19 protein-coding genes and 1 pseudogene are annotated in these 21,190 nt (G+C 66.5%); 9 read left to right on the forward strand and 11 right to left on the reverse strand.

What is annotated here, in order from left to right:
- Positions 1–1,164, reverse strand: a complete 1,164-nt coding sequence (locus ABIB58_RS05465; protein WP_045811111.1) for an MFS transporter — start codon at positions 1,162–1,164, stop codon at positions 1–3.
- Between the two features lie 137 nt (positions 1,165–1,301).
- On the opposite strand from ABIB58_RS05465, the gene ABIB58_RS05470 reads away from it, so the two are divergent.
- The 3 genes from ABIB58_RS05470 (at position 1,302) to ABIB58_RS05480 (ending at position 3,753) form a co-directional block, all read left to right on the forward strand.
- Positions 1,302–2,219: a LysR family transcriptional regulator gene (locus tag ABIB58_RS05470; RefSeq protein WP_231576644.1), complete on the forward strand. Its 918-nt coding sequence runs from the start codon at positions 1,302–1,304 to the stop codon at positions 2,217–2,219.
- Positions 2,220–2,395: 176 nt separating this feature from the next.
- Positions 2,396–3,037, forward strand: a complete 642-nt coding sequence (locus tag ABIB58_RS05475; RefSeq protein WP_231576642.1) for a cytochrome c oxidase assembly protein — start codon at positions 2,396–2,398, stop codon at positions 3,035–3,037.
- Positions 3,034–3,753: a cytochrome b gene (locus tag ABIB58_RS05480; RefSeq protein WP_045811114.1), complete on the forward strand. Its 720-nt coding sequence runs from the start codon at positions 3,034–3,036 to the stop codon at positions 3,751–3,753. The genes ABIB58_RS05475 and ABIB58_RS05480 overlap by 4 nt, the downstream gene beginning before the upstream one ends.
- 7 nt (positions 3,754–3,760) lie before the next feature.
- On the opposite strand, the pseudogene ABIB58_RS05485 reads toward ABIB58_RS05480, so the two are convergent.
- Positions 3,761–4,225 (reverse strand): annotated as a pseudogene (locus tag ABIB58_RS05485) (c-type cytochrome); the annotation flags it as partial.
- 226 nt (positions 4,226–4,451) lie between these two features.
- Here ABIB58_RS05485 and ABIB58_RS05490 point away from each other — a divergent pair.
- From ABIB58_RS05490 to ABIB58_RS05505, 4 genes are read left to right on the forward strand one after another with little or no spacing between them, the layout of a single operon-like run.
- A complete protein-coding gene (locus ABIB58_RS05490; protein ID WP_045811115.1) occupies positions 4,452–4,850 on the forward strand; it encodes a c-type cytochrome in 399 nt (132 codons plus the stop codon).
- On the forward strand, positions 4,840–5,817 hold the full coding sequence (gene coxB, locus ABIB58_RS05495) for a cytochrome c oxidase subunit II (protein ID WP_045811116.1): 978 nt from the start codon (positions 4,840–4,842) through the stop codon (positions 5,815–5,817). Before ABIB58_RS05490 ends, coxB begins: the two co-directional genes overlap by 11 nt.
- The gene (locus ABIB58_RS05500; RefSeq protein WP_354039518.1) at positions 5,814–8,360 is read left to right on the forward strand and encodes a cbb3-type cytochrome c oxidase subunit I; all 2,547 of its coding nucleotides are present in this window, start codon (positions 5,814–5,816) and stop codon (positions 8,358–8,360) included. Before coxB ends, ABIB58_RS05500 begins: the two co-directional genes overlap by 4 nt.
- Complete coding sequence (locus ABIB58_RS05505; RefSeq protein ID WP_045811118.1) at positions 8,357–8,668, forward strand: hypothetical protein; 312 nt, start codon at positions 8,357–8,359, stop codon at positions 8,666–8,668. Before ABIB58_RS05500 ends, ABIB58_RS05505 begins: the two co-directional genes overlap by 4 nt.
- A 32-nt stretch (positions 8,669–8,700) precedes the next feature.
- On the opposite strand, the gene ABIB58_RS05510 is transcribed toward ABIB58_RS05505, so the two are convergent.
- The 5 genes from ABIB58_RS05510 to ABIB58_RS05530 form a co-directional block, all read right to left on the reverse strand.
- A complete protein-coding gene (locus tag ABIB58_RS05510; protein ID WP_354039521.1) occupies positions 8,701–10,893 on the reverse strand; it encodes a GumC family protein in 2,193 nt (730 codons plus the stop codon).
- A gap of 81 nt (positions 10,894–10,974) precedes the next feature.
- Entirely contained in the window at positions 10,975–12,258 is a 1,284-nt protein-coding gene (locus ABIB58_RS05515) for an outer membrane beta-barrel protein (RefSeq protein WP_045811120.1), read from the reverse strand.
- A gap of 21 nt (positions 12,259–12,279) precedes the next feature.
- The gene (locus ABIB58_RS05520) at positions 12,280–13,257 is read right to left on the reverse strand and encodes an SDR family NAD(P)-dependent oxidoreductase (protein WP_354039566.1); all 978 of its coding nucleotides are present in this window, start codon (positions 13,255–13,257) and stop codon (positions 12,280–12,282) included.
- Positions 13,254–14,576 (reverse strand): UDP-glucose dehydrogenase family protein, encoded by a 1,323-nt coding sequence (locus tag ABIB58_RS05525; protein ID WP_045811122.1) that lies wholly within the window; start codon positions 14,574–14,576, stop codon positions 13,254–13,256. The genes ABIB58_RS05520 and ABIB58_RS05525 overlap by 4 nt, the downstream gene beginning before the upstream one ends.
- A 125-nt stretch (positions 14,577–14,701) precedes the next feature.
- Positions 14,702–15,493: a PhoH family protein gene (locus ABIB58_RS05530; protein WP_091752533.1), complete on the reverse strand. Its 792-nt coding sequence runs from the start codon at positions 15,491–15,493 to the stop codon at positions 14,702–14,704.
- A gap of 309 nt (positions 15,494–15,802) precedes the next feature.
- Here ABIB58_RS05530 and ABIB58_RS05535 point away from each other — a divergent pair, with 309 nt between their 5' ends.
- Positions 15,803–16,330: a gamma carbonic anhydrase family protein gene (locus ABIB58_RS05535; RefSeq protein ID WP_045811123.1), complete on the forward strand. Its 528-nt coding sequence runs from the start codon at positions 15,803–15,805 to the stop codon at positions 16,328–16,330.
- Here the strand turns inward: ABIB58_RS05535 and ABIB58_RS05540 are convergent.
- The 4 genes from ABIB58_RS05540 to tipF form a co-directional block, all read right to left on the reverse strand.
- Positions 16,325–17,257 carry a bifunctional riboflavin kinase/FAD synthetase gene (locus ABIB58_RS05540; RefSeq protein WP_045811124.1) on the reverse strand — a complete coding sequence of 311 codons (933 nt, stop codon included), beginning with the start codon at positions 17,255–17,257 and terminating at the stop codon, positions 16,325–16,327. The genes ABIB58_RS05535 and ABIB58_RS05540 overlap by 6 nt on opposite strands.
- Positions 17,257–17,718, reverse strand: coding sequence for a MaoC family dehydratase (locus ABIB58_RS05545; RefSeq protein ID WP_017506733.1), 462 nt, complete (start codon positions 17,716–17,718; stop codon positions 17,257–17,259). The genes ABIB58_RS05540 and ABIB58_RS05545 overlap by 1 nt, the downstream gene beginning before the upstream one ends.
- A 39-nt stretch (positions 17,719–17,757) precedes the next feature.
- Positions 17,758–18,627, reverse strand: a complete 870-nt coding sequence (locus ABIB58_RS05550) for a TIGR01459 family HAD-type hydrolase (RefSeq protein WP_354039525.1) — start codon at positions 18,625–18,627, stop codon at positions 17,758–17,760.
- Positions 18,628–19,000: 373 nt separating this feature from the next.
- A complete protein-coding gene (gene tipF, locus ABIB58_RS05555) occupies positions 19,001–20,275 on the reverse strand; it encodes a flagella assembly cyclic-di-GMP phosphodiesterase TipF (RefSeq protein WP_055754202.1) in 1,275 nt (424 codons plus the stop codon).
- A gap of 109 nt (positions 20,276–20,384) precedes the next feature.
- Between tipF and ABIB58_RS05560 the strand changes: the two genes are divergently transcribed.
- Positions 20,385–21,155, forward strand: a complete 771-nt coding sequence (locus tag ABIB58_RS05560; protein WP_295166408.1) for an SDR family NAD(P)-dependent oxidoreductase — start codon at positions 20,385–20,387, stop codon at positions 21,153–21,155.
- Positions 21,156–21,190 lie beyond the last annotated feature (35 nt).

Genomic DNA, 21,190 nt, shown 5'->3' on the forward strand with positions numbered 1-21,190 from the left:
CTAATCAGCTGCGACCAAAACAACTGGTCGGCGTGACATCAGCATGATCATCAGCAGACCGAGGGCGGACGCGCCGGCGCCGGCCAGAGCAACGGCTGGGTAGCCGAGGCCGCCGGCGATGACGGCGCCGCCCAGAGCGGCCCCGATGGCGTTGCCGAGATTGAAGGCGCCGATGTTGACAGCCGAAGCCAGGTTCGGGGCGTCACGCGCTGCATCCATCACGCGAACCTGAAGCGGCGGCACGAGCGCGAAGCTGGCGATGCCCCACAGGAAGATGAGAACGGCGCTTACGTTGGCGAAAGGCATGGCCACGGCGAAGGTCAGCAGGACCATCGACAGGCCGGCGAGGGTGACGATCAGCGTGCGATCGACGGAACGGTCAGCAAACTTGCCGCCGATCCAGTTGCCGACGGTCAGGCCAAGCCCATAGAGGACGAGCATCGCGGTGATGAAACCCAGCGACGCGCCGGTCTGTTCGCGCAGGATCGGCGTGATGTAGGTGAAGACGGTGAACATGGCGCTGGAGCCGATAACTGTCAGGGCCAAGGCCGACAGGACGCGTCTGCGGCCAAGCACGCGCAGTTCAGCCAACATGTCGCCGGCGGAAGGTGCGGCGGCTTTCGGCAGGGTCAGGGCGAGGGCCGCCATCACCATGACGCCGATCATCGCAATGCCGCAGAAGCTGGCCCGCCATCCCAAGGTTTCCCCAGCCCAGGTGGCCAGAGGCACGCCCACGACATTGGCGATGGTCAAGCCCATGAACATGGCAGCCACCGCCCCGGCCTTGCGGTCCGGCGGCACCAAACCGGCGGCGACAATGGCGCCGACGCCAAAGAAGGCGCCATGGTTCAGCGACGTGATGATCCGCGCGATCATCAGCAGGGCGTAGTTGTCAGCCAGCGCAGACAGCGCATTGCCAATCGTGAAGATGCCGGCGAGACCTATGAGCAGGGTGCGGCGCGGAACGCGGCCCGTGGCCAGGGTCATCAAGGGCGCGCCCAGGACGACGCCCAGAGCGTAGGCGCTGATCAGCAGACCGGCCGATGGAATAGAGACGCCCAGATCGGTCGCGATGACGGGCAACAGCCCCATCGGGGCGAACTCGGTCACGCCGATGCCGAACGCGCCGGCGGCGAGCGCCAGCAGGGGAGGGTTGAGTTTCATAGGATGGAAATCCGCAGACCAATAAGACTTGCGCACAGATGGACGCGGTCGTGCCCAGCGGTTAGGCCTTTTGGAAGCGAAGGATTTTTGAAATGCACGCAAAGGCGCCGTCAGCGGGCGCGGATCGCGCCCGCGACATGGAGGTGTTCGCGGCTGTGGCTGCGGGCGGCAGCTTTTCAGCGGCTGGTCGGGTTCTTGGGCTGACGCCATCGGCCGTAAGCCGAACGATCGATCGGATCGAGGCGCGACTGGGCGTGCGGCTCGTTCTGAGGACAACCCGCGCCTTGACGTTGACGGTCGAGGGCCAGGCCTATCTGAGCGCCGCAAGGAGAATTGTCGCCGACCTGGATGAGGCCGAGCAGTCCATCTCGGACCAGGGCGCGCCGCAGGGACGCCTAAGGGTTAGCGCATCCCTGGCGCACGGTCGGCAGGTGGTCGTGCCGCTGATCGGCGCGTTCGTGGCGCGCTACCCGCAAATCCTCGTCGATATCAATCTGACGGATACGGTCGTGGATGTCGCGGCCGGACAGGCCGATGTCGCCATTCGCTTCGGACCGCTGCTGGACAGTCCGCTGACGGCGCGACGGCTGGGTGAGACAGGGCGAACGATCGTGGCGTCGCCGACCTATCTCGCGCGTCGCGGCGTGCCGTACGTGCCAGAGGACCTGCACCAACATGACTGCCTGAATTTCAACTTCCGAAGACTGGAGCCCGTGTGGCCTTTTCGACGGGACGGTCGTGACTATGCGCTGACGGTTCGCGGCCCCGTGGAAGCGAACAATGGCGAGAGCCTGACGCAACTTGCGCTGGCCGGCGTCGGCGTAACGCGCGTGGGCAACTTCAGCGTCGCCGAGGCCATTGCGAAGGGTGAGCTTGTGCCGCTGCTTGAGGATTTCAATCCTGGCGATCGTGAGCCCATCCATGCCGTTTTTGTCGGCGGCGCCAGCGTTCCCGCTCGCATCCGGGTGTTCGTCGATTTCTTGGTCGATCAACTGCGGCCACGGTCGGTTGCAAGAGATGCGACCGAAGTCGCCCCTGGTGCTGACACGGGGTGATCGCGGCAAATCGTCGTGGAAATGATCCGTGCGGAACCGTCGCAGCTGGCATGGCTTTTTCCTTTCACGGGGATCAGGAGATCCGGCAAGCGGTTGGGGGTACAGCTTTGAGTTGGATGCCGTATTGCGGTCCTGCGCCAGCCCTTGGCGAGTGGCGCTGGAATCTTGATCCGATCTTGCTGGCCATCCTCGTTGCAGCCGCGGGCCTGGTCCTCTGGCGGCTGGAAGGGCGGCGGCGCGGTTATGGCCTGGCGGCCGTAGCGGTATTGGCCGTTGGATTTGTGTCCCCCCTGTGCGCCCTCAGTTCGGCGCTGTTCTCGGCGCGGACGGTGCATCATGTGCTGTTGGTCGGCCTCGCCGCGCCCTTGCTGGCGGCCGCCCTGCCGATAAGACGATATGGATCGCTGATCCTGGCGACGGCGGTGCAGGCGGTGGTGTTCTGGGCCTGGCACGCGCCTGACGCCTATGGCGCCGCCCTGTCGAAAGATGCGGTCTATTGGGTGATGCAGATCAGTCTGCTGGCGAGCGCCGGCTGGTTCTGGTGCGCGGCGCGGTCGGCGTCTGCGCCGGCGGCCGTCATCGCCCTGTTGGCGGCCATGCTGGCGATGGGGCTGCTCGGGGCGGTGCTGACCTTTGCGGGGCAGGCGGTCTATGCGCCCCATGCCTATTCGACCCTGGCCTGGGGCATGACGCCGCTCGAGGATCAGCAGGCGGCCGGGCTGATCATGTGGGCGCCGGCGGCGGCGCTGTATCTATTCGCCGCTCTGTGGCGGCTGGGTCGGATGATCGGCCCCGACGCCAAGGCGCATCCCGCATGATCGAAAGACTGTTCAGGCAGCTGCTGGAATGGGCGGCGGGTCACCATGACGAGGGTCGCTATTCGCCCGTCGGCATCGGCTTTCACTGGGTGATGGCGGGGCTGGTGATCTTCCAGCTCGGTTGGGGTTGGTGGATGGGGCGCCAGCCGGTGGGCGGCGCCATGATGGCCGCCTACGACCTGCATTTCGCGATCGGCGTGCTGATGCTGATCCTGGTGATCGGCCGGCTGTCGTGGCGTTTGCTGGCGCCCGACCTGATCAACGATGCGGACAAGCCGGGTTGGGAGAGCATGGCCGCCCATGTGACCCACTACGTGTTCTACATCTGCCTGTTCGGCCTGCCGCTGTCGGGCTGGGCCATGATTTCGGCGACGGATCGGACGCGCCAGCTGGAGACGTTGGGGTTCATCAAGTGGCCGCTGCTGCCGCTGCAGGATCTGTCCAACACCCAGCTATGGGCGATCGAGGCGGCGGCGGAATGGATGCACTGGGGACTGGTCATCACCCTGCTGCTGATGATTCCGATCCACGCCGGCGCGGCGCTCAAGCACCATCTGATCGATAGGGACGACGTGTTTCACGCGATGCTGCCGGTCGTGCCGCTGCTTCGACCGAAGCGGACCCGGTGGCAGCGGCGCTGGCGCGCGCTGGAGAAGCGGGTTGCGTCGACAGCCAGGACGCTATGGCGCGGGCTTCTGGGTCCGAAAGCGATTTGACGGCGGCCGCCATGACGCCGCGTGGGTCGTTGCGACGTTTGCCCGCTTTCCAGCGGTCGATCTGTTCCAACGTATAGGCGGCGGGCTGACCGGCGATCTGCGGATTGCCGCCTTGGCCCGAGCCTTGACCCCGATCGCCGTGACATGAGGCGCAGGCGACGATGCCGCGCGAAGGGTCGCCGTGCAGATAAATGGCGGGCGCGGGCGCCATCGACACGGGTGTTTGCGTCGGCGGCGCGGGCAGGGCGGCGTAGTAGGCGACCACCTCGCGTCGGCCCTGCTGGTCCAAGGCCTTGGTGATGCGCGTCATGGCGTCGTCGGGACGCAGGCCCGATGCATAATCTTCCAACTGCTTTTGCAGATAGCCGGGGTCCAGGCCCGCAAGCCGCGGGGCGGCGACCCCGTCCCCGCCGCCGTCCAGGCCGTGACAGGTAAAGCAGGCGTTGGCCGCCCCGCCGGCGCCGCCGCTCATGGCGATGACCTGACCATTCGCCGTGAACGTGCGATCCGTCTGGCCCGGCGTGGAGTCGCAGGCGGCCAGGCCGGTCAGCAGCACAAGGACGGAAAGGGAGGCGCGCACGGCGGTGCAACACCTGCTTATGGCGAAGGTTCCTTGTGGCGATGCGCCGAGGCTCCATGTCGCAGTCGGGAACCTCCGTCCGACAAGGGGATTGCTCTGGCGAAGCTTTGGGGGGCGGATGGGTTTTCGGACAACGGGCGAGGTGATGGGACGACGGGCGGCGGCCTGTGCGCTGGCGCTCGCCCTGTGCGCCTGCGTGGACAAGTCCGACCTGCCCCGGCCGGTGGTTCAGGCCGATCCGGCCGCCGGACTGGCCGTGATCAAGGAGGTCGGTTGCGCCGCCTGTCACCGGATCCCCGGCGTCGCCTGGCCCGAGGGCCGGTCCGGTTCGAACCTTGCGGGGTTCGGCGCGCGTCCCCTGATCGCCGGACGTCTGCCGAACCAGCCCGATACTCTGATCCGCTGGCTGATCGACGCGCCGTCGATGGACCCCGGAACGGCCATGCCGCCCATGCCCCTGACGCAAGACCAAGCCCGCGACGTTGCGGCCTATCTGTATACGCTCGATGAAGACTGACGTCCCTCCCGGAATCGCCGGCTGGCCGCCGCCCGTGCTGGATCCGGCCGGGCCATTCGCCGGACCGATCCAGACCGTGGCCTGGGTTCTCTTCATCATGGCGGCAGTGGTCATGGTCGTGATGGCCGTGGCGCTCGGCATCGCCCTGTTCGGGCCGCGCAAGTGGAAGCGGCGGGTCGGCGGCGAGCGCCTGATCTGGATTGCGGGACTGGTTTTCCCGGTGGTCGTTCTGACCGGACTGCTGGTCTATGGGCTGACCACGACCGCGCGGGTGGCGGATGCGCCCAAGCCCGGCGAAATGCGGGTGCGCGTCACCGGCGAAATGTGGTGGTGGCGCGTCGCCTATATCGATGGTCAGGGGCGCGAGATCGTGCAGGACGCCAACGAGGTCCATATCCCGGCCGGCCAGCCTGTCGTGTTCGAGCTGGAAAGCGCGGACGTGATTCACAGCTTCTGGGTGCCGCGCCTGGGCGGAAAGACCGACATGATCCCCGGCCGCCGCAACTTCATGCGCCTGCAAGCCGATGCGCCTGGTACCTATGGCGGCCAGTGCGCCGAATATTGCGGCGGTCCTCACGCTCTGATGGGGCTGGTGGTCGTCGCCCATGCGCCGGACGACTATGCCGCCTGGTTGGCGCGTCAGTCGCGGCCGGCCGCCGTCGTGCCCTCGGCCCAGGGGCCGCTCGCCTTGATCGACCAGGGGCGCAACGTCTTCGCCGCCTCGGGCTGCGCCGCCTGTCACACCATTCGCGGAACCGAGGCGAACGGTCTGGCGGGACCGGACCTGACCCACGTCGGCTCGCGCCAGACGCTGGGCGCCGGCATCCTGCCGAACAATCAGGGGACGATGGCCGGCTGGATTTTGGACAGCCAGAGCCTGAAGCCCGGCAATCGGATGCCGTCCTATGCGGTCCTGTCGGGCCAGGACGTGCGCGCCGTTGCCGCCTATCTGGAAAGCCTGAAATGAGTTCGGAAACCGGGTTCGATCCCGAACTCTACAAACGCTTCCCCACCACCGAAGCCCGGCCCAAGGGCGAGCTGGAGCAGCTCGACGAGGTCTGGTGCGGCCCGCGGCGGCCGTGGGAGTGGATCACGGCGATCAACAATAACTACATCGGCGTCTATTACGTCGGCGCGGCCATGCTGTTCTTCGTGCTGGCGGGCGTACTGGCGCTGTTGATGCGGACCCAGCTGGCCCTGCCGGTGACGGGCTTCCTGGCGCAGGAAACCTACAACCAGATCTTCACCATGCACGGCACGGTGATGATGTTCCTGTTCGCGGTGCCTGCGGTCGAGGCGCTGGGCGTGCTGTTGCTGCCGCAGATGCTGGGGGCGCGCGACTTGCCGTTCCCGAGGCTGAGTGCCTACGCCTTCTGGGCCTATCTGGTCGGCGGGCTGTGCTTCTTCGCCTCGTTGTTCTTCGGCCTGGCGCCGAATGGCGGCTGGTTCATGTATCCGCCGCTGACGTCGATGACTTACTCGCCGGGCATCAACGCCGACTTCTGGCTCCTGGGCATCGGCTTCATCGAGATTTCGGCCATCGCCGGCGCCATCGAGATCATCGTCGGGGTGCTGAAGACGCGCGCGCCGGGCATGACGTTGGACAAGTTGCCGATCTTCGCCTGGGCCATGCTGATCTTCGCCTGCATGATCATCATCGCCTTCCCGTCGATCATTCTGTCGACCCTGCTGCTGGAGCTGGAACGCGCGCTGGGCTGGCCCTTCTTCGATGCGGCCAAGGGCGGCGATCCCATGCTGTGGCAGCATCTATTCTGGTTCTTCGGCCATCCCGAGGTCTACATCATCTTCCTGCCGGCGGCGGGTGCGATGTCGACCCTGATCCCGGCTGTCGCCCAGACCAAGCTGGTCGGTTATCGGCTGGTGGTCCTGGCCATGCTGGCGACCGGCTTCATCAGCTTCGGCGTCTGGGCGCACCACATGTTCACCACGGGCATGCCGCAGATCTCGATCAACTATTTCAGCGCCGCCTCCATGGCCGTCAGCGTGCCGGCGGGCGTGCAGGTCTTCGCCTGGATCGCCACCCTGGCGGCGGGCAAGATGCGGTTCAACACGCCTGGCCTGTTCGCGGTCGGGGGGCTGGTGATCTTCGTCATGGGCGGACTGACCGGGGTCATGGTCGCCATGGTGCCGTTCGACTGGCAGGCCCACGACAGCTATTTCATCGTCGCCCACCTGCATTACGTCCTGATCGGCGGGATGGTCTTCCCGCTCTTCGCCGCCATCTACTACTGGACGCCGATGTCCAGCAGCCGGCCGCTGAGCGAGCGGTGGGGCAAGTGGATCTTCTGGCTGATGTTCGTCGGTCACAACGTGACCTTCATGCCCATGCATTTGACCGGGCTGATGGGCATGCCGCGGCGGGTCTATACCTATCTGCCGGATCGGGGCTGGGATCTCCCCAATATGATCTCGACCGTCGGCTCCTTCATGTTCGGCCTGGCGGTGGTGTTGTGGATGATCGACATGATCCGCAACTTCCGGCCCTTCGGCGACAAGGACGCGGGCAATGTCTTTGGCGGGCCGGGGCTGGAGTGGCTGCCCGCAGGTCGATACTCGCTGCGCTCCGTCCCGGTGATCAAGAGCCTGTATCCGGTGTGGGACCAACCGAACCTGGCGCGCGACGTCGAGGCTGGCCGCTACTTCTTGCCCGGCGCCCCGCGCGGCGAGCGCGAGACCATGATCACAAGTCCGATCAACGCCGAGCCTCAATATCTCCAGCGGATGCCACGGCCGTCCAGCTGGTACGTCTGGGGGGCGATCTTCACCGCCGGCTTCTTCCTGATCCTGACGATCCAGGCCTATGTCGCTTCCTTGGTCAGCGGCGTGCTGGCCGTCTACTGCATCGTCAAATGGTGCTGGGGATTGGATCGCCCCAGCGGTCCAGCGACGGTGGATGTCGGCGGCGGCGTGCGACTGCCGACCTATGTGTCCGGCCCCAGCAGCCACGGCTGGTGGGCGATGGTCATCACCCTGATCGTGTCGGGCATGGTCGCGATCATGGCCTGCTTCTCCTACGTCTTCCTGTGGAGCCGGCGGCCGGACCTGTGGCAGGCGCCGCCCGAGATCGGCTCCCTGCCTTTGACTCTGGGTCTGCTGGCGGCCGCCGGACTCGGCGCCTGGGCCTCGCAAGGCGCGTTGAAGCTGGACCGGCCGCGCAGCGCCGGCATCGCCTCTGTCCTGATGCTGGTCGCCACCCTGGCGGCGGGCGGCGCCTTTGCGGCCGAGGCCTCGGCCTGGTGGAATTCGGGCCTGCGTCCCGACGCCTCCAGCCAGGGCGCGACCGTCTATGCGCTGTTGGCCTGGCAGGGGACATTCGTCGGCATCTCGTTGTTGATGGGACCGTTCGTCCTGCTGCGCTGGCTTTGCGGCCTGGTCTCGCCGCACTATCCGGCGACGATCGAGGTGGTCGCCCTGTTCGTGGTCTTCACGGCGGTTCAGGGCGCAGCGACGACCCTTCTGATCCGCCTGTTCCCGGGCGTCGGCGCATGAGGTTCTGGCTGCTGATGCTGGGCGGGCTCCTGATCTGGGCCGCCCATTTCCTGGGCCTGTATCTGCTGTCCAGCGCCGCCGACGTGGCGCGCGGGGATGCCGGCGCGTGGAATGCTTTCGGACTGACTTTCAGCGCCTTCTGCCTGGCAAGCATTGGCGCCTTATGTTGGAAATGCCTGGTTGCCCTGCGTGCAAAGCCGGGAGCGACACGGTCCTTCGGCTTGCGCCTGGCGATCGCCGGCAGCTTGCTTGGCGCGATCGGCGTTGTGTTTCAAACTCTGGTGCTCGTCGTCGGTGGCAGAATGTGAAGCTGATTGTGCGGCCTGATCTCTACCGACAATCAGGCCGCATAGTATTTTCTGTAGGCTCGGTAATCATAGTCGGCTTGGCCATAGCCTAGACCGGCCTGCGCCCGGACATCAACCTGGCTCAGGGTCACGCCGAGGGGGCTGGCGCCCGCCTGATGCAGGATGCGCAAAGCGGCGGCGACGGCGCGCGCGGGCGTTTTTCGCCAGCGGGCGAGCAGGACGACGCTGTCGGCTTTCGCCGCCAGGATGCGGGCGTCGGCAAGGACCAGAACGGGCGCGGTGTCGATGACGATCAGGTCGAAGGCCTGCCGCAGTTCATCGAGCAGGGCGGTCATCGGCGGGGCGCCGAACAGGTCGTCGGCCGACAGGCCTGATCCCGACAGGGGCAGAACCTGCGCGCCGGAGACCGGGTCCAGCACCGCGACGTTTCTCCAGGCCGCTGCGCCATGCAGGACCTCGGCCAGGCCGTGGTCGGGGTTCAGGCCCAGCATTCGCGTCACGCCGCGCCGACGCGGGTCGCCGTCGATCAAGAGAACGCGTCCGCCGGAGCGCGCGGCGACGCGCGCCAGACAGACGGCTGTGGTGGTCTTGCCTTCGCCGGGCAGGGCGGAGGTGACGGCGACCAAGCGCGCGGACGGCTCGCCCACGACGCTGACGATGGGGGTGATTGAGGTGCGCAGCGCCCGGAAGGCCTCGGCGAAGACCGACAGCGGGCGTTGGACGACGAGGTCGATCGGATGCAGCGTCTGATCCTCCGCCGCCGCCACGGATGAGGCGAGGGGAACGGCGCCGACGGCGCCGACGCCCAGCCTGCGCTCGATGTCATCGGGGCCGCTGAGGCCGGTCTGCATGGCGTTGGCGATTATGACAGCCCCGGTTCCCGCCGCCGTGCCCAGCAACAGGGCAAGCGCGAGGCTGATCATCAGGTTCGGCGCGCTTTGCGCGGTCGGAGGCGTGGCGCGCGAGACGATGCGGGCGTCCGCCTGTTCGACGCCGGTCTGGGCGCTGGTCTCGCGATAGCGATCCAGGAAGGCGCGGTAGATGGCGCGGGCGGCCTCGGCTTCGCCCTCCAGTTCGCGCAGGCGCACCGAGGCGACGTTGTTGTCGGCCAAGGCGGCGCGCGCGGCGTCCAGGCTGGACTGGACCGAGGCGGCGCGTTGGCGGGCGACCTGGGCCTGGGCGTCCAGATTCGAGACGACACGGCGGATCTCGGCCTGGATCTGCGCGTCGATGTCGGACAGCTCCTGACGAGCGCGGATCATGTCGGGGTGCAGCGGGCCATAACGGACGGAGAGGTCCGCGACGCGGGTGCTGATCGCCGCGCGCTGGCCGCGAAGATTCTGGACGACGGGAGATGAGAGGGCCTCGCCGACATCGTCGCCGTTGGAGCCGGCCGCCATTTGGGCGCGGGCGGTGCGCAGGCGGGCGTCCTGTTCGGCCTGCTGTGCGCGGGCCAGAGCGAGTTGCTGGTTGTAGGCCGAGATCTCCTGCTCCGTCAGGGTGGCACCCTGGGCGCTGAGCAGGCCGTTTTCGATCCGGTAGGCGGAGACGGCGGCGTCGGCGGCCTCGACCTGGCGGCGCAGGTCTTCCAGCCGGGCGCCCAGGAAGGTGTTGGCCTGGGCGTTGGCGTCGAACTTGGCGGTGAGTTGAGACTGGAGATAGGCGCCGGCGAAGGCGTTGGCGATGCGGGCCGCCTTGGTCGGGTCTTCGGAGGTGAAGCTGATCGCCATCGAATAGGTCAGGCCGACGCGGCGCACGGTCAGGCGCCGACGGACGGCGTCGATCACCTGTTGACGCTCGATCTCAGCATTGGTCGGCGCAGGCGTGGCGCGCGACAGGTGTTGGGTGAGGGGCGAGGATCGCAGGCGGGCGTTGAACTCCGGATCGCGGATCAGGCCCAGCGTCTGCACGACCTGGGCGGCAAGCTGGGGTGACTTCAGAACCTCGACCTCGGTGTCGACGATGGCCGCTTCGGCGTCGAGCGCCGACAGCACGGCCTGTCCCGCCACGACCTGTTCCTTGCGGGTGTTAATCTGGAGGCTGGCGGTCGCGGTATAGACCGGCGGCTGGCCCAGCATCAGCGCCAGTACGATCAGACAGACGGCAGCTGCGACGGCGATAAACAGACCGAGACGACGGCGGAAGGCGGCGATCAGGGCGTGGAGGTCGATGGCGTCGTCCGCCGGCTGGCCGGGACTGCCGATCGCGGTGTCGTGGTAAGTCATCGCGCCATCGAACGGTGATCGTCCCGTCTAGTGGTGCGATGATGCCTCCAGGTTGTCAATCTTCGCGCCGTGGCCGTGCGATTAGAACTGGGAGACGACCGCGATGGACAGGCGCGTCGAGCGATATGTGGGTCCTGCCGCCATGCCGGACGAGGATTGGTCGAGATAGGCCAGGCCGGCGGTCAGGCCGTAGCGACGATCGAGGCGATAGATGGCGCTGAAGCTGGCGGCGAAGCGGGTGTCGGTGCGGTCGAGGCCGTTGTAGTCGTCTTCGCTCCACGCCGTTTCCGCCGTCAGGATGAGATTGCGCAGCAGTTCGTGGTCCACGCCGATCGACACGTCGGTGCGCAGGGCGCCGGCCGAGCCGATCACGCCGGTGTCCTCGACGCTGCGCCCGGCGGTGGCGGTCAGGGTCGTCAGTTGCGTCGGAAACCACGACAGGCGCGCACGACCGCCGATACCATCGAGATCGCCATAGGCTGAGTCTTTGAAATCCTGGCGGATATAGCCGGCGGCGACCTCGCCCCGGATCAGCGCACCCAACTCGAAGTCCACGCCAGCCAGGGCTTCGTGGCCGGACGAGGATCGTTCCGGGGACCCTGACACGATGCGATAGTCGCGGTCATCGCGGGCGACCTGGACGAACAGGGCTGCCGCGGGAGAGAGGGCGTAGTCGGCGCGGCCGGTCAGGCGGGCGACGGTGCGATCCCGGTCGTCCTGTTCGATGACGGCGCCGGTAACGCTCAGTCCATCGCGGTAGTCGTAACCAAGGACGGCGGCATTGGCTGACAGGCGTAATCGACCTCGCGTGCGCGTCGCCGCTAGCGAGGCGGAAGCCAGATCGAAGGCGATCGGGCGGCGAGCGGCGGGATCGGCGCCGGCGGCCGTGCGGGCCTCATGATCGCGGGCGTAGTCGGCGGCCAAGGTGACGTCGACGCCTCGAACGACGTCCAGACGGCCGGCGCCGCCCAGGCTCCAGTCGGTCGTGTTCTCGCTGTCGAAATCGAGATTCCGGGCGATTTCGGCGCGGGCGCGGGTTTCAAGTGCGTGGCGCGACCAGTGGGATCGGACGACGACCTCAGGCATCAGGCGCAAGGTCGTTGCAGGCTGACGGTTGTCTTCGGCCGCAAAGACATTGTCGTCATGGACGACGCCCGACTGAAGCCGGGGAAAGGCCGTGAAACCGCCGGCCCGGATGCCCAGCGGATCATAGGCGGGTTGCGGCCGGTCGCGCACGGCGACCGCGCGGTTGCGAACGAAGAGGTCGATTTGTGCGTCCTGAGCCGAGCGCAAAGCCTGGGCCGAGGCGTCGGTTGCGCCGAACAGCATCAGGGCGACGCCCGCCGGCAGGATTTCGCGTCGCATCGGCCCCCCAGCCTTCTTGCATCAACCGTTCTCGTATTGACGCCACCAGGCGACGAACTTTTCCAGTCCGATCTTCAGCGGGACCTTGGGCTGATAACCGCACAGGGCGTTCAGCTTTGAAATGTCCGCATAGGTGGCGGTGACGTCGCCGGGCTGCATCGGCCGCATGATCTTGTTCGCGCTGACGCCCAACGCGGTTTCCAGAGTAGAGATCATCTCCGTCAGGCCGACGGGCTGGCTGTCGCCGATGTTGTAGACCTCATGGACGCCCCGCGCGGGGGGACGGTCCAGAACGGCGACCACGCCGTCGACGATGTCGTCGATATAGGTGAAGTCGCGCGCCATCCGGCCTTCGCCATAGACCTCGATCGGCTCGCCGCGCACGATCTTCTGGGTGAAGCTGAAATAGGCCATGTCGGGCCGGCCCCAGGGTCCATAGACTGTGAAGAACCGCAGGCCCGACTGCGGAAAGCGATAAAGCCTGGCGTAGCTCTGGCTCATCAATTCGCACGAGCGTTTGGTCGCGGCGTAGAGCGACACCGGGTGGACGGTCGGGTCGTCCTCTCGGAAGCCCGAACCCTCCAGAGGCCGGTCGCCATAGACCGAACTGGACGAGGCATAGACTAGGTGCGTCACGTCGTTGTGCCGCGCGGCCTCCAGCATTGACAGATGGCCGGCCAGGTTGGACCGCTCGTAGGCGAAGGGGTTCTCGAGGGAGTAGCGGACCCCGGCCTGGGCCGCGAGGTGGACGATCTGCTTGACCCCGGCGTCCGCGACCAGCGCGCGCATCTGCGCGTGGTCAGCGATGTCGGCGCGGACCATCTTGAAGCCGTCTCGCTCTTCGAGCCGGGCGGCGCGGGCGGCCTTCAGGCGCGGATCATAGTAGTCGTTGAAGACATCGACGCCGATCACCTGCTCGCCCCGGTCCAGCAGACGCTCGGCGACGTGCATGCCGATGAAGCCGGCCGCGCCTGTGACGAGGATCGGCGCGCCCATCAGCCGCGCCCGATGCCCATGTAGCGGAAGCCGCGATGCTTCATGTCCTCGGACCGATAGATGTTACGCAGATCGACCAGGACCGGCTGTTTCATCAGCAGCTTGATGCGGTCCAGATCCAGGGCGCGGAACTGGTCCCATTCGGTGACGAGGACGACGGCGTCGGCGCCGACGACGGCGTCATAGGCGCTGTCCTTCATCTGGATGTCGGGCAACAGCTTGGCGGCCTCGTGCATGCCTTCGGGATCGAAGGCCTGGACGGTCGCGCCGGCGGCGATCAGGGCAGGCGCGATGTCCAGCGACGGGGCGTCACGCATGTCGTCGGTGTTGGGCTTGAACGTCAGGCCCAGGAGGGCGATCGTCTTGCCCTGGACGCTCGTGCCCAGGGTCGCGGCGACGCGGTCGGCCATGGCCTTCTTGCGGGCGTCGTTGACCTCGACCGTGGCCTCGATCAGCTTTGTCGGGGCCCCATATTGCTGGGCGGTGCGGACCAGGGCGATCGTGTCCTTGGGGAAGCACGAGCCGCCATAGCCCGGTCCGGCGTGCAGGAATTTCGAGCCGATGCGCTTGTCCAGGCCGATGCCGCGTGCGACCTGCTGAACGTCGGCGCCGACGGCTTCGCACAGGTCGGCCATCTCGTTGATGAAGGTGATCTTCATCGCCAGGAAGGCGTTGGCGGCGTATTTGATCAGCTCGGACGTGCGACGGCCCACGAACAGCAGCGGGCTCTCGTTCAGGTTCAGCGGACGGTAAAGTTCGCTCATGACCTTCTGCGCGCGGCCGCCGGCGTCGCCGGTTATGTCGTCGATGCCGATGACCACGCGGTCGGGACGTTTGAAGTCGCCGATGGCGGCGCCTTCACGCAGGAACTCGGGGTTGGAGACGACGGCGAAGTCGGCGTTCGGATTGGTCTTCTTGATGATGGCTTCGACTTCGTCGCCCGTGCCGACCGGAACGGTCGACTTGGTGACGACGACCGTGAAGCCTTCGATCAGGCCGGCGATTTCTTCAGCGGCGGCGTGGACGTAGGACAGGTCGGCATGACCGTCGCCGCGCCGCGTCGGCGTGCCCACGGCGATGAAGACGGCGTCGGCCCGGCGAATGGCCTCGGCGCCGTCCAGGGTGAAGAACAGTCGACCCTCGCGCACATTGGCGGCGACCAGATCATCCAGCCCCGGCTCATAGATCGGGATTTCGCCCCGCTCCAGCCGCTCGATCTTGGACGGGTCCTTGTCGATGCAGGTGACGACATGGCCGAAGTCGGCGAAACAGGCGCCGGAAACCAGGCCCACATAGCCCGTCCCAATCATCGCTACGCGCATCGAAATCCCTCATCAGCCGCGAGCCGACCTTTAGCGGTGCGGTGCGCCCGGGGACAATGGCTTTTGGTTTCGCGGTGCAACGGGTCTGCAGCCGACGCCATCCAGCGTCGGCTGCAGGATCAGAGCTAGAGGACGCCGATCATCGAGGCGACCAGCGGGTGACGGACGATGTCGCGCTCGGCCAGACGCACCACGGCGATGTCGGGTACGGCCTCCAGTCGCGCCGAGATGTCCGACAGGCCCGAGATGCCGGGCAGCAGGTCCGACTGCTGCGGGTCGCCCGTCACCACCATGGTCGAATGCCAGCCCAGGCGTGTCAGCAGCATCTTGAGCTGGACGTAGGTGCAGTTCTGCGCCTCGTCGACGACGATGAAGGCGTTATTCAACGTGCGGCCGCGCATATAGCCGACCGGGGCGATCTCGATCAGACCTTCGGCCATCAGCGCCTTGACCCGCTTCATCGACAGACGATCGGACAGGGCGTCGTAAAGCGGGCGCAGATAGGGGGCCAGCTTGTCTTCCATGTCGCCGGGCAGGAAGCCGATGGATTCGCCGGCCTCGACAGCGGGGCGGCTGAGGACAATCCGGCCCACCTTGCCCGCCTCCAGCGCCTCGACCGCCTTGGCGACGGCGAGGTAGGTCTTGCCGGTGCCTGCGGGACCCAGCGCCATGACCAGGTTGTGGTGGTCGATGGCCTCCATCAGCTCGCCCTGGCCCTCGGACTTGGGCTTCAGCGTCTTCAGATAGCCTTGGTCGCGGTCGTCGTTCGAAGGATAGGGCGACCACCCTGATCGCTCGTTATGCGGGGCGTGAAGCCGACGAACTTTCGACTCCTCCATGAAATCACGCGAATCCAGGATTCCGTGTTCACGCGTTTGACGCTTGGTTGCAGCACGCTTGGTCATGGACGCCTCCAGGGCATGAAAAAAGGCGGACCCGAACGGGCGCCGCCTTGGATGGTCTTGGGGAGGAAGAGGTCGCGGCCTGCAGAGCGGCGGCCCGGATCGACAGCAGAGCCGTCTGCAACGGGGTGCGCCCGCCGCCGAACAACCGAACCAGGATCCCAACGCGCCACGCGAAAGCCCCGACTTGATGACCGGATCGGGCTTGATCCGGTTTCGGATCCGGGGCCGAAATGGCGACCCACGAATCGCATCAACAGAATGATGCTATCGTGGTTAGCGATCCGTTAAAGCCCTCGTTTTCAAAGATTAGGCGGTGTACAGATGACCATTTACGCCTTGGGCGACAGCAAACCGCAGCTTCCGCCGCAGGGCGAATACTGGGTGGCGCCAAGCGCATCGGTGATAGGAAATGTGATTCTCCAGTCCAACGCCAGTGTCTGGTTCGGCGCCGTGCTGCGCGGGGACAACGATCCGATCACAGTGGGGCCTGACAGCAACATTCAGGACGGCAGCGTGCTGCACACCGACATGGGTTCGCCGCTGACGCTGGGGCGCGGCGTGACGGTGGGGCACAAGGCCATGCTGCATGGCTGCGAGGTCGGGGACTACAGCCTGATCGGCATCGGGGCGGTGGTGCTGAACGGGGTCAAGATCGGGCGCAACTGCATCATCGGCGCCAATGCGCTGATTACCGAGGGCAAGATCATCCCGGACAACAGTCTGGTGGTGGGCCAGCCCGGCAAGGTGGTGCGGGAACGTGACCCGGCGCACATCGCCGTGCTGCAGATGTCGGCCGAACACTATGTGCAGAACTGGAAGCGGTTCGCGGCGGAGCTGCGGCCTCTATGATCGGCTGAGGATGGTTCGCGCCGCCGCCGCATCGGCGTCTATCTGGGTCTTCAGGGCGTCGAGACCGTCGAAGGTCTCCTCGCCGCGCAGCCAGGCGACCAGTTCAGTGTCCAGCGTCTGGCCGTAGAGGTCGCCGTCGAAGTCGAACAGCCAGACCTCCATCAGCGGGGTTTCCAGCGCATACATGGGACGCACGCCCAGGCTGGCGACGCCGTCGATAACCCGCCCGTCCGGCAATCGGCTGCGGGTCGCATAGACGCCATAGGCGGGGCGCATATAGTCGCCGAGTGCGACATTGGCCGTCGGCACGCCGATGGTGCGGCCGCGCTTGTCGCCGTGGATCACCTCGCCGCGAATAGCGAAGGGGCGGCCCAGGATGGCGGCGACGCGGGCCATGTCGCCGGCCTTCAGGGCCTCGCGCACGGCGCTGGACGACAGTTTCAGCCCGTCCGCGTCATCCAGCCGTTCGGCGACCGACACGGTGAAGCCCAGCCGCTCGCCATAGGCGCGCAAGGCCTCGGGCGAGCCGGAGCGGCCCTTTCCGAAGGTGAAGTCGAACCCGACGGCGGCGTGGCGAATGCCCAGACCCTCGGCCAGAACCCGCTCGGCGAAGGCGGAGTCGGTCATGCCGGCCATCTCGGCGTCGAAGGGCAGAAGATACAGGATCTCCACACCCAGCGGCGCCAGGGCCTCGGCCATCTGATCGGCCGTCATCAGTCGAAAGGGCGCGGCGTCCTTCTGGAACCAGCGGCGAGGATGAGGATCGAAGCTGACGACGCCCAACGGCGCGCCCAGCCGTTCCGCCGCGTCACGTGCGCCGGCGATGACGGCCTGATGCCCGCGATGCACGCCGTCAAAGGCGCCGACGGCGACCGCCGCGCCTTTCAGCGCGTCCGGCAGGTCGCGCCAGTCGCGGACAATCTGCATCAACGCTGGGACGGTTTGCGCCGGCGCGGGACGCGGACGACGGCGACGCCGTCCATGATCATGGTCTCGCCGACAAAGCCTTCGCAGCTGAGCTTGACCCGCGCGCTCTCGGGCTCGACCTCGATCACGGTGATCAGGATGCGCACGACGTCGTCAATCCGCACCGGCTGATGGAAGGCAAGGGTCTGGGAGATGTAGATCGAGCCGGCGCCCGGCAGGATGGTGCCGACCACCGCAGAGCCGAACGAGGCGCTGAGCAGGCCGTGGGCGATCCGGCCGCGATAGGCGGTCTTGGAGGCGAAGGCCTCGTCCAGATGCACCGGGTTGAAGTCGTCGGACGCCTCGGCGAACAGCCGAATGCGGTCCTCCGTCGCGACGACGATTTTCTCGGCCGCCATGCCGACGTGAAGTTCGTCCAAGATGTAACCACCGGACGGATGCTGCTGAACCAATTCGACCATGGATGAGGCTTTAGCGGCGGTGCGACAAAATGGCGAGCCTTACCAGTTCAGTTCGAGCGCGGCGTATCGCGCATAGGTCGTTTCCGCCTTCAGCAAAGCGGCGGCGCGGGCCGGGTCGAGCGCGCCGTCTTCGCCCTTGGCCTGGTCGCCGTGGATGCCTTGGGCGATGAACAGGCAGTCCAGCCCTTGCGCGTTTGCGCCCATCACGTCGGTGACGACGCCGTCGCCGATGCACAGGACGCGCGAGCGATCGACGGGCCGGCCCAGCAGGCCTTCCGCCTCCTTGATCGCCAGGTCGTAGATCGGGGCGAAGGGCTTGCCCGCCATGACGACCCGGCCGCCCTGCGATTCATACAGGTCGGCCAGCGAACCGCCGCAGTAGATCAGCTGGTCGCCGCGTTGGACGACCCGGTCGGGATTGGCGCAGATCAGTTCGATGTCGCGTGCGGCGCCGACGGCGAACCGCTCACGGTAGTCTTCGGGCGTCTCGACCGTGTCGTCCACCGGGCCGGTGACGGAGATGAAGGCGGCGTCCTCAGGCGACGCGGCGCGCTCAAGGCCAAGGCCGGCGTATAGTGGCGCGTCACGTTCGGGGCCGACGATCCAGGCCGGGCCGGGCGCGCGCTTGGCCAGTTCAGCGCGGGTCGCATCGCCGGAGGTGACGAAGGCCTTCCACGCCTCGCGCGGCACGCCCAGCCCGTCCAGCTGAGCGATCACGTCGGACGCCGGGCGGGGTGAGTTCGAGATCAGCACGACATGGCCGCCCTCGCGGTTGAACCGCGTAAGCGCCTCGCACGGCGCGGCCCAGCTCTCGCGGCCGTTATGGATCACGCCCCACACGTCGCAGAGCAGGATGTCATAGTCGCCGGCGACGGCGCCGAGGTGGGGCAGGGCGTGGGGGAGGGTCATGGGCTGGTCCTTAGCCCTTCTCGTCTTGATGGAGAAGGTGTGGCGGACGCTCGTCAATTACACGGACCGATTTGGCGACCATCGGTAAACTTCAATCGAATTTCTGGGTCTACCCAGGCTTCGACGCCATTGCCGCGATAGTAATCTTCGGCGATACCTCCGCGCACGAACCGTAGTCGGACAGGCTTTAATGTGGGGCTGCTGATCTCAAGGACCTTACCGCCGCCAAATGTGCGTAGCGTCAGATCGACAGCTTCACCAGGCTGGCATTCAAGAGTTTCCGTCCGGTCCGACATCAGGAATTCCGGCTCGGAGCTGCAAGCGGACAACAGCAGGCACGCGGTAAGCGAACCGACGTGCCGCAAGCGCATGACTAGCTGAAGCGCCTGCGCTGCTCGGCGCTGCGCAGGGTGGAGCGCAGGAACTCGGCCGGGGGGTCGGTTTCGGCCAAAACCTGTTCCTTGATGGCGCGGGGTTCGCCGAACAGGTGGCCCTGGCCCATGCCGACGTCGAGCTCGAGGATGTCGACGACCTGGCGTTCGTTCTCGACCTTTTCGGCGATGACCTCGACGCCGTAGCGGCGGGTCAGGGCGGCGAAGTCGGCCGCCTGGATGTCGGGCATGGAGCGCAAAGGCGCGCCGCCGTCCAAGTCCAGCAGTTGCTCGATCATCAGGTCGGCCGCGACCTTGATGAACTTGACGTCCGAGCGCTGCAGGTCGGCGAAGTCGAGGTCCAGCGTCTGCACCTTGTCCAGCGAGAAGCGGAAGCCCAGGTCAGCCAGCTTGGCCATGTTGCGCGCCTCGATAGCGCCGCGGGCGTCGAAGGTGGCCTGACCCAGTTCGAAGATCAGCGCCTGGTTCAGGTCGCGGTTCTCGCTGAGGAAGTCCAGGAACTGCGGGAAGAAGGTCTCGTCGCCCAGCGAGGTCAGGGCCACGTTGCAGAAGACGCCGACCTTGCGATCCTGACGCGCCAGCCGCCGCACGATCTGGGCGCAGCGGAACAGCAGCAGATTGTCGATCGCCGGCACCAGGCCCTCGCCCTCGGCCAGGGACAGATATTCGGCCGGCATCATAACGCGGTCGGTGGCGTCCCGCAGCCGGGTGAAGCTCTCGTAGAAGATCGTCCGGCGCTGAGGCAGAGAGACGACCGGCTGCAGATACAGATCGACGCGCCCTTCGCTGAGCGCTTCGTGGATGGTGCGCAGCAGTACGTTGGACTGGGCCATGCGGCGGCCCTCGAAGGTCTCGACGCCGATATGCGGTGCGGCGGCCAGGCGCTCGTCGATGCTTTCGCTCATCTGCTGGACCAGCGATTCCAGCATACGGACCTCGCCGGTCAGGGCGTCGGTGTCGGACAGGACGCCGGTCTCGATGGCGTGCGCCAATTCGGTCAGGGCGCCCTGGGTCGATTCCATCGCATCGGCGAGCAGGCGGTGGGCCTCGCGGACCTGACCGATTTCCTTCTTCAGGACGCGGCGCTCGGCGATGCCGGTGACGATGCCGTGGAAGGCGCCCAACAGTCCCAGTGCGCCGAGCGTTCCGGCCACGCCTGCGCCGATCCCTAAGCCCGCGCGCCATAGAAAGGCGCCCACGGTCATGCCGAGGAACAGATAGGCGAAGTAGAGAAAGCCCGTTGTTACGTTGCGCATCGGCTGGCGGTCGGCCACTCCCGGATGGAATCGCCTGAGTATCAGGCTATCAATGTCATTCGGCTAGAGCGGGGCTGCAAATATCCCCGCCAAACCTACGGGAAACGCAATGGAACTGTTCGATCTGACCGGCAAGGTCGCAATCATCACCGGCTCATCGCGGGGAATCGGCAAGGCCATCGCCGAACGGCTGGCCGAACATGGCGCCAAGGTCGTCATTTCGTCGCGCAAGGCCGGGCCGTGCGACGAGGTCGCCGCCGAGATCAACGGCAAGTATGGCGAGGGTCGGGCCATCGCTGTTCCCGCCAACATCGCCTCGAAGGAGGATTTGCAGCGGCTGGTCGATGAGACCAACGCCGCCTTCGGCCAGATCGACATCCTGGTCTGCAACGCCGCGACCAATCCCTACGCCGGGCCGATGGCGGGCATCGCCGACGACCAGTTCGAAAAGATCCTGCAGAATAACGTCATCTCGAACCACTGGCTGATCCAGATGGTCGCGCCGCAGATGGTGGAGCGCAAGGACGGGTCGATCCTAGTGATCTCGTCCATCGGGGGCCTGCGCGGCAATGCGTTGATCGGCGCCTACAATATCTCCAAGGCGGCGGACATGCAGCTGGTGCGCAATCTGGCGGTGGAGTGGGGGCCGTCGAACGTGCGGGTCAACTGCATCGCGCCCGGGCTGGTTCAGACCGATTTCGCCAAGTACCTGTGGGAGAATCCGGAGCTGCTGAAACAGGTTACCGAACCGGCGCCGCTGAAAAGGATTGGCCAGCCCGATGAAATCGCGGGCACGGCGGTCTATCTGTGCAGCCCTGCGTCGGCCTATGTGACCGGCCAGACCCTTGTGGTGGACGGTGGATTGACGATTGCCTGGTGAAGACACGCGCTCAAGCCGCCCAACGGGCGGTAGCG

The organism is Brevundimonas sp. UYEF29, assembly GCF_040546195.1.
GTDB classification, from domain to species: Bacteria; Pseudomonadota; Alphaproteobacteria; order Caulobacterales; family Caulobacteraceae; genus Brevundimonas; species Brevundimonas huaxiensis.

Excerpts from the sequence above, each read along its gene's own strand:
- ABIB58_RS05465 (WP_045811111.1), bottom strand. The coding sequence starts at position 1,164 with ATGAAACTCAACCCTCCCCTGCTGGCGCTCGCCGCCGGCGCGTTCGGC.
- ABIB58_RS05470 (WP_231576644.1), top strand. The coding sequence starts at position 1,302 with ATGGAGGTGTTCGCGGCTGTGGCTGCGGGCGGCAGCTTTTCAGCGGCT.
- ABIB58_RS05480 (WP_045811114.1), top strand. The coding sequence starts at position 3,034 with ATGATCGAAAGACTGTTCAGGCAGCTGCTGGAATGGGCGGCGGGTCAC.
- ABIB58_RS05490 (WP_045811115.1), top strand. The coding sequence starts at position 4,452 with ATGGGTTTTCGGACAACGGGCGAGGTGATGGGACGACGGGCGGCGGCC.
- coxB (WP_045811116.1), top strand. The coding sequence starts at position 4,840 with ATGAAGACTGACGTCCCTCCCGGAATCGCCGGCTGGCCGCCGCCCGTG.
- ABIB58_RS05500 (WP_354039518.1), top strand. The coding sequence starts at position 5,814 with ATGAGTTCGGAAACCGGGTTCGATCCCGAACTCTACAAACGCTTCCCC.
- ABIB58_RS05505 (WP_045811118.1), top strand. The coding sequence starts at position 8,357 with ATGAGGTTCTGGCTGCTGATGCTGGGCGGGCTCCTGATCTGGGCCGCC.
- ABIB58_RS05510 (WP_354039521.1), bottom strand. The coding sequence starts at position 10,893 with ATGACTTACCACGACACCGCGATCGGCAGTCCCGGCCAGCCGGCGGAC.
- ABIB58_RS05515 (WP_045811120.1), bottom strand. The coding sequence starts at position 12,258 with ATGCGACGCGAAATCCTGCCGGCGGGCGTCGCCCTGATGCTGTTCGGC.
- ABIB58_RS05525 (WP_045811122.1), bottom strand. The coding sequence starts at position 14,576 with ATGCGCGTAGCGATGATTGGGACGGGCTATGTGGGCCTGGTTTCCGGC.
- ABIB58_RS05535 (WP_045811123.1), top strand. The coding sequence starts at position 15,803 with ATGACCATTTACGCCTTGGGCGACAGCAAACCGCAGCTTCCGCCGCAG.
- ABIB58_RS05540 (WP_045811124.1), bottom strand. The coding sequence starts at position 17,257 with ATGCAGATTGTCCGCGACTGGCGCGACCTGCCGGACGCGCTGAAAGGC.
- ABIB58_RS05545 (WP_017506733.1), bottom strand. The coding sequence starts at position 17,718 with ATGGTCGAATTGGTTCAGCAGCATCCGTCCGGTGGTTACATCTTGGAC.
- ABIB58_RS05550 (WP_354039525.1), bottom strand. The coding sequence starts at position 18,627 with ATGACCCTCCCCCACGCCCTGCCCCACCTCGGCGCCGTCGCCGGCGAC.
- tipF (WP_055754202.1), bottom strand. The coding sequence starts at position 20,275 with ATGCGCAACGTAACAACGGGCTTTCTCTACTTCGCCTATCTGTTCCTC.
- ABIB58_RS05560 (WP_295166408.1), top strand. The coding sequence starts at position 20,385 with ATGGAACTGTTCGATCTGACCGGCAAGGTCGCAATCATCACCGGCTCA.